Below are 15504 nucleotides of genomic sequence, written 5' to 3'. Positions count from 1 at the left end.
CGGCGGCTCTGACAGATGAACGGAGGTCGCCGACAACTACAGGACCGGCTCCACAGAAGGCGCGCTCGACTTAACGATGTGACGTTCGCCGAGGTGTCATCGGATACGACATCCGCTCACTCGTATCGGCGTCGTCGACACCCGAATGGCACGCTGGGTCCTCGAATAGCTCCGGATAGCAACCCGGGGGTTTCCCTGCGCCGACGGGGCGTCTCTGTTGCAATCGAGAGATGCTCCGCAGACTCGCTCTCCTGACCGCCGCCGCGCTGACCGGCGCCGTGCTGACCCCGCCGGACGCGCAGGCCGCCATTCCCGATTCCGACTTCCCGCCGAAGATCGTGGTGAAGACGCAGCTGAACGGGGTCGGTGCGTGGAACGACTACACCAGTTCGTTCGAAGGCACCCTGGGCGGACGACCGCGTGGCTGCCGTTCGGACCGGCAGATGCTGAGGTTCACCCAGGCCCGGCAACGGTCCTACGGGGGGCACGAACGAGGGTTCTCCGCCTCGACCTATGCCGGGGCGACGATCGTGATCTTCTACTACGCGACCCGGTCGCAAGCACGGGAGGCTGTTCGGAACAACGGCACCTACCCGGCCCGCTGCCCGCGGGTGACCGAATGGGTGTGCGAGGACTGTGACGGGATCTCCACGACGTGGCGCTCCCGGGTCTCTGCGAACAGGGTCGGCGTGCAGAGCGTCGCGTGGCGGTTCCGCAGCATCGACAACGGCAAGCACCGCGGATACGCCGTCGTCGCCCGCGACGACAAGACCGTCGTCAAGGTCGAAGTCAGCCGACAGCGCTATCCCGGCGTCAACGGCGGATGGACCTGGCCGCCGCAACGACGGCTCTCCGACGCGGTGCGTGTCGCCCGGATCGCGCTCCAGGACGCGACCGACTGAAGATGGGCAATCTGTTCGATCACCTCGAGCGGGTTGCTGATGCCGCCGGACCAGAAGGCGTCCCAGACACGGTCGAACTGCTCTTCGGCTCTCCCGGACCGGTTCCTCGACCACCCCGAGACGCTCGGACGTACCTCGACTGGGTACCTGTTGGCGTTCCTCGCGTGTCCGCTTGGTACGACCACATCGGCAGATGTTGCCCGGCGGACCCGGTCGGACGTCCGAGTGAGTCCGTTGGCGTCGTCTCGCGGCGGAAGGAAGCAGGTCGCGGTGCGTAGCGTTCCCTCTCACACGTATCCAGCCTTTGGTAGACGCGGCTGCCATTCACGATGTATGACCGGACGATGACGGATCTCGGCACGTTCCCGTTCGGGGCGCCTGTTCAGCATTGCGGCGATCGGCAGCCTGACCCTTGTGATGCTTTCGTTCTAGGGGCATACCCCTCCGCGATTCATGTTCGGTGGGTGCCGCCCCGCTCATCGGGTCTTGGGCCAGTCTCGGCCCTGGCCGTTGACAATGAACCGGCGGTCTTCTGGGACGGCTCCGACGCAGACGAACGCGTCAAGACGTGGGAGGACCAGTACTTCGACCCAGCCTGGGGCAAGGTGAGCACCGCGAGACTCAACGGTCCATCGGGGGCGTGGCTTAGTTCGAACATCCTGGATCCGCTCACCGCCGCTGGGGCAGGCAGCCATTTCGTGACCGACTGTCTGACGACGTACCGGCTCAGCACAGGTGCCGCGGCGCGGCTGAACGACACATACGAGCCGATGGCCAAGAAGACATCAGGCCTGCGAAACGCGGACCTGAAGCCACACCCGGGCGAGGCGCAGATCGTTCGAGAAGCGCTGGAAAGCCAACGGGAAAGGCTCAACCGCCAGATCGCAGCGGCGCGACCGAGGGTGATAGTGACGCTGGGCAACGCCGCTTCGCGGGTGATCGCCAGCTTTGCCGGCGCCGCGGTCTCGGGGAAGCTCACTCAAGATGGCTACGGCAGGCCTTCGATCGTCACGCTTGCTGGGATCGAGCTCTCGTGGATCGCGCTGGTTCATCCGGCAACGCCAACGGTATGGCAACGTCGCCACCAGGCCTGGCTGTCCGGTCAGGGCTTCACGTTCTGACTTCGCCAGATCCGGGATTGTCTCGATCGCGGCGATGTGACGCGGGTGAGCTAGAGAGAGTTCCGGCTTTCAGCTGCTGACGTCAGGCAGACGCTTAAGCAGGGCTCGGTTGATCACGGTCATGTCCTCAGGCGGGTGTCGGTCCCCGGAGGGTCCCATGGTCCAGTACTTGTAGTGACCGACAACCAGATAGGGATGGTTGTAGATCGGGGAGTTCGGCGGGGGAGGCCATGGCTCCGAGATGCCAGTGTCGGCGATGAGCTGGCAGAAGCTGGTGAACTCGTCGTCCAATTCGGGTCGCCAGGAGCGCACCGTGTATTCGTGGGGCCAATCCGGCATTGTCTTGGCGAACTGCCACCGGACGGAGGCGATGAAACTGGCGTGGTCCACAGGCGTCACTGGGGCCGGAGGCTCCACCACTCCGAAATGAGCTCGTTCCGCCTGTTGACGAAGTCACGTTGTGCGGCCATGTACGCGCCATAGGCGGTCGCGTCGTTCCTCGGGAGAGCGTCATCAAATACCAGGGTGAGTGGCGCAAATGGCTTCACTCGACCTTGGGGATCCAGCATGGGCGTGAGGAAGAAGAACTTGGCGTAGGCCCGGAAGCCGTCGGCCCCCTGACCGAACAGGTCGAACCACCATCGGTACGCCTCGAGAACGTCGCCGATCGGGTTCTCATTGAGATCAACGATGCCCTCGTACAGGAGTCTGATGGCCTCGAGGGTGAGGTCGAACCGGTCCGAGATCCGTCCGTCCATGCCCCGAGCCTGATTGATCGACCAGCGCCGAACGGCCGGGTTTGGCTGCGGTGGCACCTGCTGTGCGATCTGGTTGGGGAAAACGATGTAGCCGCCGATCGTGCAGAACTCGCATACGTGCCCGTTCGCGAAACCACGGAGCCCTTGCGAGTCGACCGGCAAGGCTTTTGCATGGATGGTGGCGATGATGTCGCTGCCCACAGTCCAGTCGCCGGGGAGCGAGGTCACCCGCAGGTAGTCGGACCACAACCGAGCCGAGAACTCCAGAGACTGTCCGTCTGGAAGCCGCTTGGTCCACAGCATTTGGTGCGACTCCCGCAGTTGACTGCTGTACGCATCGGGATCGTTGTCCCGGCCAGGGTACGTAGACGCAGTCTCGCAGGCGAAGCAGCGCAGGTTGCCGTCAGCTTTCAGCCAAGGAGGATCTACCGTCATGCGATCGAGTGTGGTGCATACCTCCGACAAATGTTGGTCTCCGAAGGAGCCTGATCATGGACTGGTCCGTGCGGAGGATCGGCCACGACTAGAGTTGTTGGATGGTCGCCGAGGAGTGGGTCGGGCACTTCGACATGTACCTTGATGCGAGCAGTCCGTTGGGAATGGCAGTCGGTGATGGAAGGCCGAAGCCACTTGTCCCCTATACGACTGCGGCCGATCGGTTTGTTGGCGTGCGGGAGTTGCTCTGGTCGGCAGCGCTGAGGCGGGGCAGCAGTGCCCTGCCGCTGAGTGCCGAGGAGGTAGAGCTCTCCGAGCGCATAGCGACCAACTTCTTGCGAGGCGTGAGACTGGAAAACCTAGACTTCAACGCAGCCTTTGGTGGGCTAGAGGTGATCGTGTCCTTCGATAGGAACGACGTTAGCGACAGGGTTAAGCAGCAGTTGGAACGCTCATTCGAACGACTTCAGGGCTTACGGCTCGCAACCCCCCCGCCACAACAACTCGCAGACCTCGCCCTTTCCATCCTGGCAGAGGGGATTGGAGAGCGCGCCGATAGCGTCGACCAGACCCTGCGAAGCTATCGACTTGCGGATGCCCGCAACGCGTTTGTGGACCTCGGTGACCTCCTGTTTTCGATTGACTCGCTTTGAGGTCCGTGACTTGCGTGCTCGCGAGTACGCAGAGCCTCCTCAGCGACGTCCCATTAGGGGATGCGTTCAACCTTTGCTCCGCAGTTGGGGCACCTGTTGCCGTTGTCCATGTCGTCGGTGTCCCCGTCTTGTGCGCAGTTCGGACAGACCCAGGCGGCCCAGAAGTACGGGTGGAGAGGGTTGAGCGGATCGAGAGGATCCTCCAACCAGTTGTCGTCCATGAGGGAAGTCTGACTGCGGGGGCCGACGCAACAATTGCCCCACGGGGTTGACGGTCCGAGATCGGGCCGTTTGTCAGGAGCGACAGGGTCAACGAGTTAGCACCTGGGGGTCCTCGAACTGGAGGATTCGGGCATGACCAGTCTGTCTGACTGAGCCTCCCTTCCACCATGACCCTGTGCGCGCGACCCGCGATGCGGACCGCCAGCACCCGTCTCTCAGTGTTGGGTCGCCGCGTTCCAGAATCTTGGCTGTTCCGCGGTGCCACGGCAGCAGGAGTTGGAATAATCCGCATGGACGGCGGAGGAGATCGGGGGACTGTCGTGACATCCACCAGCTGGAATCGTTCCGTCGCGGGGATTGCCAGATCGCGCGGTATCTACCAACTCGTCGTACGAGAGCGCTGGCATGAGCTTGACCGCACCCTCTCCCCTGAGCGTGCCATTGCCGACATCCTGCGCAGGTCCGGGCACACCTCAGCCTCCAGCCTTGGAGAGCGACCGGCCAGACCTCAGAGGTCGAAGGTCATGACAAACGAGTTCCATCGCTTCGCGCGCACCGGCAAGACGTTGCGCGCGTGGCAGGAGGAGGCGCTCCGAGCCTGGGAGAAGTCCGGACGTGTCGGCGTGGTTCAAGCGGTGACCGGGACGGGCAAGACTCAGGTCGGCATCGAGGCTGCGTGTGGCGAGCTCGCGCAGGGCGGGAAGGTCGTAGTCGTGGTGCCGACGACCACGCTGCTCAATCAGTGGCGCGGTCAGTTGAGCAAAGGCTTGCCCTCGGCGCACGTAGGTCTGCTCGGTGACGGCAACTTTGCGAGCTTTGACCACCACGACGTCGTGGTCTCGACGATCCAGAGTCTTGAACGGCTCGCGCCGGTGCGTAGGGGACTGCTCGTCGCCGACGAATGCCACCGGTACGGCGCCGAGAAGTGGATGACGAGCCTGCGCACCGTCTACACAGGTCGGCTCGGGCTCAGCGCGACGTACGAGCGAGGAGATGACGGGGACTCCCGTTTGGCCGCCTACTTCGGCAGAGCGCCCGTCTACGACATCGCCTACGACAGGGCAATCTCCGACGGAATCGTCGCGCCGTTCAAGTTGGCGTTCGTCGGGGTTGCGCTCACTCGGCAGGAACAGGAGGACTACGACGAGGCGTCGAGCAGGTCCGGCAAGGCTAGGAGGGCGCTCGTCGAGGATTTCGGTCTGCGCAAAGAACCGTTCGCGGAGTTCATGAAGGACGTCACGCTCGCGGCGGATGGCAAGTGGCGAACGAACCCAGGGGAAGCGCACGCCCAAGCGATCAAGTTCCTCCACAACTTCACCAAGACCCGCAAAATCGTCGCTGAGACGCAGACCAAGTGGCAGCTTCTCGAGTCACTCAGACCGCTTGTTGGAGATGCCGGCGGCACCTTGGTCTTCACCCAGACCAAGCAGGCCGCTCGAAACGCAGCGAGTGCGTTCAGCGACGTTGGCCGTGGTGCCGCGTTCATCATCAGTGGGATGAAGTCTGACGAGCGGGAGGAGATCCTCACTGCCTTTCGCGACGGGCACAAGTCAGTGATCGCGGCACCACGCGTGCTGGACGAAGGCGTCGATGTTCCGGACGCAGACCTGGGCATCGTGCTTTCAGCGAGCAGCAGCCGGCGTCAGATGATTCAGCGGATGGGCCGCGTGCTACGCGTCAAGGCCAACGGCAGCCACGCTCGACTGCTGATCCTGTATGCGGAGGGCACCATGGAGGATCCGGCACGAGGAGCCCACGAAAGTTTTGTCGAGATCGCTTGGGACGTCGCAGCGGCATCTGAGATTTTCGGGTCGCGACGCTCGATCTCGGACATCATGACATTCCTGGCGAGTTAGGACTCGCCAGCCCCGAGCCCAGCCGACGCCTTGGAGCCCCCCTTTCCGTCGCAATAGTCGGAGGCTGGAGCAATCCTTCTGGCCTCGTGCGCGGGTGGGCGAGAGGTCGCCCGTCGGATCACGGAGTGCAGTGGGCGTGTGGTTCAGGGGTGACTCGGCTTGTGAGGCCGTTGGTGGCGGGTCGCTGATTGCCGTCGACCTTGGCGCCGTCGGGGCGTCAAAGTGGGCTACTAGAGACTCCTCGCAGGATCGACGCACCCGGCACTGCAGTTGCGTACCTAAGCCGCACCGGTTCCCTGAATATGGCATTCGGTCTATTCTTGATCAATGCCCGCCCTCTCCGAGTCCGACCTGATCGTCATCTACCGCGACCTCCACGCCCATCCCGAGCTCGGCTTCCAGGAGCGGCGGACCGCGGGGATCGTCGCCGAGCGGCTCGCATCGTGGCGATATGAGGTCACCTCCGGGATCGGGGGGACGGGCGTGGTCGCGGTGTTGGACAACGGTCCCGGGCCGACGGCTCTGCTGCGCGCAGACATGGACGGCCTCCCCGTGCTCGAGCAGACGGAGGCCGACTATGCGAGTCGCGCGCGCGGAGTGGACCGGGAGGGCAACGACGTGCCGGTGATGCACGCGTGCGGACACGACGTCCACGTCACCTGCCTGCTCGGTGCGGCCGCGCGGCTCGCATCGGAACGAGACGGGTACGCCGGCCGCCTGATGCTCGTCTTCCAGCCGGCCGAGGAGCTCGGGGCGGGCGCCCGGGCGATGGTCGAGGACGGTCTGTTCGACCGGTTCGGCAAGCCCGACGTGGTGCTGGGGCAGCACGTCGCGCCGATCCCCGCCGGGCTGCTCGGGCTGCACGCCGGCCCGGCCATGGCGGCGAGCGACTCGCTGACGGTCACCCTGCACGGGTCGGGTGGCCACGGGTCGCGGCCAGAGACCACGGTCGACCCCATCGTGATGGCCGCGGCCACCATCCTGCGGCTGCAGACGATCGTCTCCCGCGAGACCGCGGGCACCGAGACGGCGGTGGTCACGGTCGGCATGGTCCACGCCGGGTCCGCGGGCAACGTCATCCCCGACCGGGCGGAGCTGCGGGTCAACGTGCGCAGCTTCGAGCCGGCCGTTCGTGAGCGCACGCTGGCCGCGATCCACCGGATCGTCAACGCCGAGGCCGAGGCGTCCGGCGCCCCGCGCCCGCCGGAGATCGAGCACACCGACCACTTCCCGGTCGTGGTCAACGACCCAGACGCGACCGCGCGCACCCTGGGGGCGTTCACCGACTGGCTGGTGATCGACCCGGGCGTCGTCACCGGCAGCGAGGACGTCGGAGTCCTCGCCACCGAGTCAGGGGCGCCCTGCGTGTTCTGGCTGCTCGGTGGCGCGGCGCCCGACGCCTTCGCCGGCGCCACCACCGAGGACGAGCTGCGCGAGGTCGTCCGGTCGATCCCGAGCAACCACTCGCCGTCGTACCTCCCGGTGGTCACGCCCACTCTTGCTACCGGAGTCGAAGCTCTGGTTCGAGCTGCTCACGCCTGGCTGCCGCTGAGCTGATGGCGGAGGCCAGGTCGTCGGCATGGGTGAGCTGTGGGTAGTGCCCCGCACCGGCGACCGTGGTGACCGCCCACCGCCCATCGAGCAGGCCACGGTCGAGCGGGTCGTACTCGCCCTCGATCAGGTGCACCTCGCCCGGATAGGCGGTCAACTGCTCGCGCAACGCGGCCCGCGCCGTACGACGCGCACCCCGCGCGATCAGCCGCGCGACCCGGCGGGCGCGGCCCCTGCGGCGCAGGTCCTCGACACTCGACGCGAGTGCTCGTGCCAGCGCCTCGTCGTCGAGCAGCATCCGCGCCAGGCGCGACGGCGAGGCGAAGCGCAGGAAGGCGGCAGTCAGCGGCACCAGCCGGGACCGCGGGCCCGGCGCTGGCTGGAGGAAGGCCGGCGCGACCAGGGTCAGCCGCGCCACCTGCTCGGGATGCGCCGCTGCGAACCGTACGGCGACCGCCGCACCGATCGAGTGCCCGACCAGGTGGAGTCCCCGACGCCCGGCGGCCACGGCGACGAGCCAGTCATCCCACCCCGCCTCGTCGCCGGAGCTGAGACCCAATCCGGGCAGGTCCAGCACCAGCGCCGGCTCCCCCAGCCCTGCCGCGGTGCGCGCCCACGTGTCGGCGTTGACCGGGAGCCCGGGCAGCACCAGGGTGTCCGCGTCCGGGTCGCCGATCGTGAACGTCCGCACGCCGTCGTACGACGTGAACCCGCGCCGGTCCGCACCCGGCGCGACCCCTCCGAACCGGTGCGCGGCCAGGTGGTCGGCCCAGCGCAGCAGCGCCGGCATCGTGTCGGGCTGTCGTAGCCCGTGCGCCGCAGCGAGCGCCTCGGCCTCCGCCACGGGGTAGCGCTCCGAGGACAGGAAGCTGAGGGTCTCGGGGTCGGCCTTCGTCACCGCAGTCGGCAGCCGCCGCACCAGCCCGACCGGCACCCGGATCCTGGGCACGGCCACCTGGTAGTGCCGCCCGACCTCGGTGATCAGGTCCGACAGCACCGGCGTGCGGTCGTCGAGCACCCAGTAGGAGCGACCGGCAGCCTCTGGAACGGTCGGCACCAGCGCCATGAACCTCGCCAGGTGATCGACGGTCACGACGGGCACGAACGTGTCGGCGCTGCCGGGGATCGCGGGGAGCTTCCCACGCCAGAGGTCCCGCAGGTTGGCGGCCATCCCGATGAGCTGCTCCGACTCGCCTGTCGCGCTCTCCCCCGACACCGTCGACGGGTTCACGATGGTCAACGGCACTCCCGTCGCCGCCGCGTCAGCCTGTACGACGCGGTCGGCCTCGATCTTCGAGGCCTCGTAGGCACCGAGCCGGTCGTACGCCGCGTCGGCGGGCCCCGATATCGACGGGAGATCGCCGAGGCTGCCGACGCGGTAGCCGGAGACGTGGACCAGCCGGGGACCGCCTACGAGGCGGGCGGCCAGGCCGACGATCCGCCGCGCCGTCACGACGTTGCCCCGATAGGCCTCGGCACCGGACATCCCGAACCGGAACGCTCCCGCGAGGTTGTGGATCTCGGTGACGCCGGCCAGGGCCGGCGCGTCGGAGGGCAGACCGAGGTCGTCCGCATCGAAGTCGACGAGCACCCGGCGTGCGCCCGCGGCATGGCCGTGCTCGCGGAGCCAGACATCCACCTGGTCGCCCGACGTCTCGCTGCGGACCGCGATCGTCACCCGGACGCCCTGGGAGAGAAGCTCGCGTGCCAGCCACCGTCCGATGAACCCCGACGCCCCGAAGACGAGAGCGTGGCGCTCGGCGCTCACTTGCGGCCCTTGGTCGCCGGGGGCAGATCGAGCAGCGTGCGCAGCGTGCGGGCCGCGTCGCGCAACGGCTGTACGTCGCGGCGGGTGCGAGCGACGATCATCGCGCCCTCCACCAGACTGATCACCGCCGAGGCCGTGCTCTGCGCCGCCCGTCGCTCGTGGCCGCGCGCAACCAGGAACTCCGCCACCGGCGCGATCCACCGGTCATAGGCCTGCTCGCACGCGGTGCGCAGCCGGTCGCTCTCGCCCCCCATCTCCAGCGCCACGACCGAGACCGGGCAGCCGACCTCGAAGTCGTTGGTCTCGAGGAACTCCGAGAGGAGCGCGACCATGGACTCCGCGACCTTGCCGGCGGACTGCTTCGGCCCCGCCGAGTCGAGCACCGCGACGATCATGCTCTCGAAGTGGTCGGCGGCCAGGCCGACAGCGCGCTCGCCGAGCTGCTCCTTGCCCTCCGGGAAGTGGAAGTAGAGGGAGCCCTTGGGCGCCCCGGAGTGAGCGAGCACGGCGTTCAGACCGGTGCCGGCGTAGCCGTGGGACTGGATCAGCTCCAGCATCGACGCGACCATCCGCTGCTGGGTCGCCTCGCCCTTTCTCAATGACGTCATGGATCCAGAATAGACCAGTCTACCTAGAATTGCGAGGCGGCTGCCGCACCGTTGACAGCGAACCGGCGTGACCATACATTCATCCAGACTTTGTATGAATGAATGGGAGATCGCATGAGCCTGGGCCGAACCGCCGTCGTACTCGGCGGGAGCATGGCGGGCCTGTGCGCCGCCGGGGCGCTGGCGCCCCACTTCGACGAGGTGCTGGTGCTCGAGCGGGACGAGCTGCCGGCCGACGCCGAGCACCGCCGCGGCGTACCGCAGAGCAAGCACCCGCACTTCCTGCTCAACTCCGGGCGGCGCGCGATCAGCGACCTCTTCCCCGGCTTCGAGGACGACCTGATCGCCGCCGGCGGCCTCCACCTGATGCCGTCGATGGATGCGGCCTACCTCGAGGGCGCCGGTTGGGCCTCGCGCAAGCAGTCGTCGATGACGATGGTCTACAGCTCACGCATCCTGATCGAGCGGGTGCTCCGCGACAAGGTGCGCGAGCTGAGCAACGTGGTCATCCGCGAAGGCGTGTCGGTGAGCGGGATCGAGACGGCCGACGGCGGCACCAGCAGGGGCCGGGTCACCGGCGTCACCGTCTCGACCGCGAGCGGCGGCGAGGAGCGGATCGCCGCCGACCTGGTGGTCGACGCGCTCGGCCGGGGCTCGTCGGTCTCGGACTGGCTGGTGGCGGCCGGGTGGCCGGAGACGCCGGTGCAGACGCTCGACGCCAAGGTCACCTACACCTCGCGGTGGTACGACCTCCCCGCGCCCGAGGACCGACCGTCCTCGTGGTGGTGGCAGCACCTGGTGATCATGCCGACGCAGGACAAGGGCGACCACCCGCCCGAGCACGAGTTCCTGGTCAACTTCTTCCCCATCGAGGGCGGTCGCACGATCGCGTGCATGGGCTCGTGGGGCATCGACATGCCGCGCACGACGGAGGACTTCGTGGCGTCGGCCGAGCGCGTCCGCGCCCCGCTGTTCGCCGCGGCGATGGCGGCGTGCGAGCCGACCTCGGAGGTGCACCTGACCCGATCGACGGGCAACAAGTGGCGGCGCTACGACCAGCTCCCTCAGGTGCCGTCGGGCATCGTCTTCATCGGCGACGCGATCTGCGCGTTCAACCCGTTCTACGCCCAGGGCATCAGCGCCGCCGCCGGCTCGGCGCTGATCCTGCGCTCGCACCTGCAGGCCGCCGACGAGTCCGGCCGGCCGCTCGACCAGTCGTTCTTCCAGCGGTTCCTCGCCGAGCAGCGCAAGGGGCTCAAGGTGCCGTGGGGCATGGCGATGGCCCGCGATCGCGGCTACGAGTGCGCCACCGGCACGGAGACCCTGCCGTCGTGGCAGCGGAGGATCCTCGCCTCGATGACCTGGCCGGCGTTCAACCTGATCACCGGCGCGGCCCGCGAGGACGCGGTCGTCGACGAGCACTTCGCGCGCGTCTTCAACCTCGACGAGTCGCTGGCCGACATGATGAGGAGCCCGCGGGTGCTGGGCGGGCTGCTGCGGTTCAAGGTGCGCTCACTGCTCGGCCGCCACACGGTGCCGTTCGGTTTCGATGCCCGACAGGACCCTCCGGGCACCGACTGGACCCCGGGCGCCCGTGACGAGCAGACCGAGATGGCAGGACACCGATGAGCACCACGTGCGAGGAAGCCGCCGAGCAGGTCACCCGGGACCTCGGGTTCGACTGCCACGACGTGAGCCCGGTGATGTCGGTGCACAACCCGTTCGACCTCGCCAACGGGACGATGCCGGTGCTCGAGCTGGTCATCATCGCCGGGGCGGTGTGGGCGCTGGTGCACGCCGTACGACGGCTGCGCGCGGGTGATCCGGTCAACATCGCGATCTGGTGCGCGTCGCTGATCTACCTGTTCGTGACCGAGCCGCCGTTGTACTTCCCGGAGTGGTTCGGCCTGGACGAGCAGTACGGCTTCATCTTCGCCCACAACATCTTCACGGTGCAGTTCATGTTCGACCGACTGCCGCTCTACATCATCGCGATCTACCCGGCGCTCAGCCAGCTCGTCTACGAGGTGGTCCGGGTGATGGGGGTGTTCAAGCACCGCGGCGCCCTGGTGGGATCGATCCTGGTGGCCTTCGTCTGCCAGGTCTTCTACGAGATCTTCGACCAGCTCGGCCCCCAGCTGAAGTGGTGGGGCTGGAACGACGCCAATGTCCAGGTCAACCACCCGGCCCTGGCGTCGGTGCCGATGACCAGCATGCTGCTGTTCGCCTCGGTGTCCTTCGGCGTGATGACCTACCTCGCGATCAAGCTGGTCGGGACCAAGGACGGCGAGGAGCCGCGGCGTGGCTGGTCGCTCACCTGGCGGATCGCCGTCGCCGGCGTACTGACCCCGCCGTCGATGGCGCTGTTCGGCATCCCCTCCGGGATCTTCGGCGGCGAGACCCCCGACATCACCGCACAGGCCTGGGTGCTCGGGGTCGAGCTCGGCCTGGTGTGGCTGGCCGGTGCCTGGATCCTCGTCAGCACCGTCCGGCGTCGTGGCGCCGAGCCGCCCGAGCCGATGACGGCGTTCGCGCGGATCTATCCCGCCGTCTACCTGGCCGCGATGGCAGCGCTGTGGCTGGCCGCGCTCCCCGCGTTCCTCGACGCCGAGAACGGCATCACCAGCGACGGCACCCCGGTCGGCAGCGGGCTCTACACGATCGCCTGCTTCGTCGGCGCCGCAGCCGTGCTGGGCGTGCTCCACACGGGGCGCCGTCGTAGTCCCGTGGCGGTGGGCTGAGCGGATGGGCCACCACGGCTGGCAGGGCAACCCGCCGCGCACCGAGGACGAGGCGCGGCAGCGGATCGTGGCGGCGGCGCTGACCTGCGTCGAGAAGTTCGGGCCGGCGAAGACCACGCTGTCCGACGTCGCGAGCGAGCTCGGAGTCACCCGGCAGACCGTCTACCGCTACTACGCGAACCTCGCCGAGCTCCTCGGCGCCGTCGCGCAGACCGGCCTCGAGGACTTCGTCGACCGGATGCAGCGCCACCTCTCCACCTTCACCACGCCGTCCGACGTCGCGATCGAGTCGGTCGTCTACGCCGTCCAGGCGATCCCTCACGAGCGCCACATCGGGGCGCTCTTCCAGGCCGGCGAGACGGAGGTCTTCAGCCGCGACGTCACCTCGTCGATGGCGGTGGAGGTCGGGGGCGGCATCCTCCGGCGGGTCCCGGTCGACTGGTCGGAGATCGGCGTCGCCGACGAGGAGCTCGACGGCCTCGCCGAGATCCTGATGCGCCTGTTCGTGTCGTTCCTGCAGCACCCCGCGGAACCGCCGCGGTCCGAGGACGAGCTGCGCGCGCTGGTACGACGCTGGCTCGGTCCGGCTCTGCAGGCCTAGTCGACGACCAAGCCGTCGCGGCCCCAGCGCGGCGTGGGTCCGGGATCGCCGAGATCGGCACCCGGTGGCTGCTGCGAGACCTCCTGGGCGATGGCTGTGCCCCACTCGAAGTAGGCCATCAGCGTGGAGCGGAGCGGGGTGNGTAGGCCATCAGCGTGGAGCGGAGCGGGGTGCCGGGAAGCACGTCGTCGATCGCCGCGCCCATCAGCTCGAGCCACCGGACGCGGTGCTCGTCACGGATGCCGAGCCCCAGGTGGCTGCGCAGCAGCGACGGGTGGCCGCCGAGGGTCGCGGTGAAGTCGGCGGGTCCTCCGAACACCTCGCCCAGCCAGACCGCCACCCGCTCGACGTGGCGCAGGTCGAAGCCGGCGAACACCGGCGCCAGGACCTCGTCGGCGAGGACCCGCGCGTAGAAGGCGGTGCTGAGCCGCCGCAGGGTCGGGAGTCCGCCGAGCTCGTCGTACATCGTCGCCGTCACGCTGACAGCGTGCCACGTGGGACCGACGCCCGCGCTCCGACCAACGCGGCTCGGGGATCACGTGGTGTGCAGCAGGTAGACGCCGGCGCAGTGAGCGGCGAAGCCGAGCACCGTGAAGCAGTGGAACACCTCGTGGAACCCGAACCACCGCGGCCACGGGTCCGGGCGCTGGCGCGCGTAGACGACCGCACCGGCGGAGTAGAGCAGGCCGCCCGCGGCCAGCAGCGCGAGCGCGGTCGGGCTGCCCGCCCCCACGAGCTGCGGGCTGAAGACGATCCCCACCCACCCGAGCGCCAGGTAGGAACCGGTCGTCGCCCAGCGCGGTGCGTGCGGGAACCCCAGCCGGAACGCCGCTCCCACGATCGCGCCTGACCAGGCGAGGACCACCATGCCCACCGCCGCCGCACCGGACAGCAGCAGCACCGCGAACGGCGTGTAGGACCCGGCGATGAGGACGTAGATGTTCGCGTGGTCGAACCGCTGCAGCCACACGCCGAGGGACCCCGTCCACGGATGCAGGTTGTAGAGCGCGGACACGGCGAACAGCAGCAGCGAGGACCCCGCGAAGACGGCGGTGGCGATCCGCTCGGGACCGGCCTCGGCGACCCGCACGAGCAGCAGCCCGCAGATCACGACGGCCGGCGTCAGCCCGGCGTGGACCCAGCCCCGCATCCGTGGCCGCAGCGCAGCCATGACGTCGGCTGCAGCGTCGAACACCGCTTCGCCCAGGCCCTCGAGGCGGTCGAGGCCGTCGGGGATCCAGCCGCGGCCCAGCAGGACGGCCGGCGCACGATCGGCAGTGTGCTCTGACATGCGCGGCTCCCTTCCCTGGTCCCCTCGCTCTCTATTTCGGCGTGGGACGGCCCGAGCTGAACCTCTCCGCGCAACGAGTGCGGCGTCGTACCTGAGCGGCGGTCACGCCGGCAGCAGTCGCAGCGCCATCCGGGGACAGCCCCGAACCGCCGCCCGCGCCGCCGCCGCGAGCTCCGGGGTGATCTCGCCCGTGATCACCGGGAAGCCCCAGTCGTCCAGCTCGATCGCCTCGGGAAGCAGCTCGAAGCACAGCCCCCGGGCCTGGCAGGCGGGCCAGTCCACGCGCAGTCGGTGGTTCGCCATCTCAGCCGCCCCACCCGTCGGACCGGTACGAGCAGCCGCCGCGGCCGTGCCGCTCGACCTCGTCGGCGAACCGGGTGAGCGCCGAGCGGACCATCCGGGCGGTGCCGTCGGGGTGGGCGCACGCGCCGCGTCCCTCGACCAGTCCGCACAGGCGCTCCGTCTCGGCCAGTCCACCGAAGCCCGTGGTCACCCGCTCCAGCGACTGCGCGAGCGCGGGGAGGCCGTTGCGGCACGGGCCGCAGCGGCCCGCTGTCTGCGAGGCGAGGTACGACGTGATCGCGCCGGCGAACGTGAGCGGACATCCGTCCGGCACCAGGACGACCCCGGCCCCGAGGGTCAGTCCCTCGTCGGCGAGCCCGGTCCGCGAGACGGTCCGGGCGCGCAGCCCACCGGGCGCCGCCCAGGTCCCGTGGTAGCCGCCGAGCAACACCGGGCGGTCGAGGTCCTCGGGCGCCAGCACCGTCTCCCACGGCGTGCCGAAGTCGACCTCGACCACCCGGCGCCCGAGACCGTCGAGCACGGTCAGCAGGGTGCTGCCCGGCTCGTCCGCGGTGCCGCGGGCCAGGTAGTCGTCCACCCCGTGCAGCACGATCAGTGCGAGCTGGGCGAACGTCTCGCCGTTCGACAGCAACGTCGGACGCCCGCGGTGCCCGCGGACCGCCTCCGGCTGCCAGGACGTGACCGGACGGTTCGG

General features: G+C 68.6%; 17 protein-coding genes. 8 read left to right on the top strand and 9 right to left on the bottom strand.

Going from position 1 to position 15504, the window contains the following annotated elements; translation table 11 throughout:
* The first annotated feature begins 230 nt into the window (after window positions 1-230).
* Together H0488_RS07795 and H0488_RS07790 are read left to right on the top strand one after the other, a co-directional pair.
* Entirely contained in the window at window positions 231-902 is a 672-nt protein-coding gene (locus H0488_RS07795; RefSeq protein WP_183098722.1) for a hypothetical protein, read from the top strand.
* A 344-nt stretch (window positions 903-1246) separates the two neighbouring features.
* The gene (locus H0488_RS07790) at window positions 1247-2023 is read left to right on the top strand and encodes a uracil-DNA glycosylase family protein (protein ID WP_183098721.1); all 777 of its coding nucleotides are present in this window, start codon (window positions 1247-1249) and stop codon (window positions 2021-2023) included.
* A gap of 69 nt (window positions 2024-2092) precedes the next feature.
* Here the strand turns inward: H0488_RS07790 and H0488_RS07785 are convergent, their stop codons facing one another.
* Both H0488_RS07785 and H0488_RS07780 read right to left on the bottom strand, forming a co-directional pair.
* Window positions 2093-2422 (bottom strand): hypothetical protein, encoded by a 330-nt coding sequence (locus H0488_RS07785; RefSeq protein ID WP_220794316.1) that lies wholly within the window; start codon window positions 2420-2422, stop codon window positions 2093-2095.
* On the bottom strand, window positions 2419-3216 hold the full coding sequence (locus H0488_RS07780; protein ID WP_183098719.1) for a DUF6994 family protein: 798 nt from the start codon (window positions 3214-3216) through the stop codon (window positions 2419-2421). The genes H0488_RS07785 and H0488_RS07780 overlap by 4 nt, the downstream gene beginning before the upstream one ends.
* 101 nt (window positions 3217-3317) lie before the next feature.
* Here H0488_RS07780 and H0488_RS07775 point away from each other — a divergent pair, with 101 nt between their 5' ends.
* The 3 genes from H0488_RS07775 (at window position 3318) to H0488_RS07765 (ending at window position 7504) form a co-directional block, all read left to right on the top strand.
* Window positions 3318-3869, top strand: coding sequence for a hypothetical protein (locus H0488_RS07775; RefSeq protein ID WP_183098718.1), 552 nt, complete (start codon window positions 3318-3320; stop codon window positions 3867-3869).
* 746 nt (window positions 3870-4615) lie between these two features.
* On the top strand, window positions 4616-5947 hold the full coding sequence (locus H0488_RS07770; protein ID WP_183098717.1) for a DEAD/DEAH box helicase: 1332 nt from the start codon (window positions 4616-4618) through the stop codon (window positions 5945-5947).
* A 327-nt stretch (window positions 5948-6274) separates the two neighbouring features.
* Complete coding sequence (locus tag H0488_RS07765; RefSeq protein ID WP_183098716.1) at window positions 6275-7504, top strand: amidohydrolase; 1230 nt, start codon at window positions 6275-6277, stop codon at window positions 7502-7504.
* On the opposite strand, the gene H0488_RS24975 is transcribed toward H0488_RS07765, so the two are convergent.
* Together H0488_RS24975 and H0488_RS07755 are read right to left on the bottom strand one after the other, a co-directional pair.
* Window positions 7449-9266: an alpha/beta fold hydrolase gene (locus tag H0488_RS24975; RefSeq protein ID WP_183098715.1), complete on the bottom strand. Its 1818-nt coding sequence runs from the start codon at window positions 9264-9266 to the stop codon at window positions 7449-7451. The two genes, H0488_RS07765 and H0488_RS24975, sit on opposite strands and share 56 nt — an antisense overlap.
* Window positions 9263-9874, bottom strand: a complete 612-nt coding sequence (locus tag H0488_RS07755) for a TetR/AcrR family transcriptional regulator (RefSeq protein ID WP_220794315.1) — start codon at window positions 9872-9874, stop codon at window positions 9263-9265. The genes H0488_RS24975 and H0488_RS07755 overlap by 4 nt, the downstream gene beginning before the upstream one ends.
* A 114-nt stretch (window positions 9875-9988) precedes the next feature.
* Here H0488_RS07755 and H0488_RS07750 point away from each other — a divergent pair, with 114 nt between their 5' ends.
* The 3 genes from H0488_RS07750 to H0488_RS07740 are packed head-to-tail and all read left to right on the top strand — an operon-like array spanning window position 9989 to window position 13216.
* Entirely contained in the window at window positions 9989-11503 is a 1515-nt protein-coding gene (locus tag H0488_RS07750) for an NAD(P)/FAD-dependent oxidoreductase (RefSeq protein WP_183098714.1), read from the top strand.
* Window positions 11500-12615, top strand: a complete 1116-nt coding sequence (locus H0488_RS07745; protein WP_183098713.1) for a hypothetical protein — start codon at window positions 11500-11502, stop codon at window positions 12613-12615. Before H0488_RS07750 ends, H0488_RS07745 begins: the two co-directional genes overlap by 4 nt.
* Window positions 12616-12619: 4 nt before the next feature.
* Window positions 12620-13216 (top strand): TetR/AcrR family transcriptional regulator, encoded by a 597-nt coding sequence (locus tag H0488_RS07740; protein WP_183098712.1) that lies wholly within the window; start codon window positions 12620-12622, stop codon window positions 13214-13216.
* On the opposite strand, the gene H0488_RS24620 is transcribed toward H0488_RS07740, so the two are convergent.
* The 5 genes from H0488_RS24620 to H0488_RS07720 form a co-directional block, all read right to left on the bottom strand.
* Window positions 13213-13335, bottom strand: a complete 123-nt coding sequence (locus tag H0488_RS24620) for a hypothetical protein (protein ID WP_281369556.1) — start codon at window positions 13333-13335, stop codon at window positions 13213-13215. The genes H0488_RS07740 and H0488_RS24620 overlap by 4 nt on opposite strands.
* A complete protein-coding gene (locus tag H0488_RS07735; protein ID WP_246371611.1) occupies window positions 13335-13682 on the bottom strand; it encodes a group II truncated hemoglobin in 348 nt (115 codons plus the stop codon). Before H0488_RS07735 ends, H0488_RS24620 begins: the two co-directional genes overlap by 1 nt.
* A gap of 69 nt (window positions 13683-13751) precedes the next feature.
* Window positions 13752-14507, bottom strand: coding sequence for a PAQR family membrane homeostasis protein TrhA (gene trhA / locus H0488_RS07730; protein WP_183098711.1), 756 nt, complete (start codon window positions 14505-14507; stop codon window positions 13752-13754).
* 102 nt (window positions 14508-14609) lie between these two features.
* Window positions 14610-14810 (bottom strand): ferredoxin, encoded by a 201-nt coding sequence (locus H0488_RS07725; protein ID WP_183098710.1) that lies wholly within the window; start codon window positions 14808-14810, stop codon window positions 14610-14612.
* A 1-nt stretch (window position 14811) separates the two neighbouring features.
* A partial coding sequence (locus H0488_RS07720; RefSeq protein WP_220794313.1) for an NADH-ubiquinone oxidoreductase-F iron-sulfur binding region domain-containing protein occupies window positions 14812-15504 on the bottom strand: 693 nt, incomplete at its 5' end.

It is taken from the genome of Nocardioides pelophilus (genome assembly GCF_014180685.1).
Taxonomy (GTDB): Bacteria; Actinomycetota; Actinomycetes; order Propionibacteriales; family Nocardioidaceae; genus Nocardioides; species Nocardioides pelophilus.
This window is presented reverse-complemented; position numbering and strand designations above follow the sequence as displayed.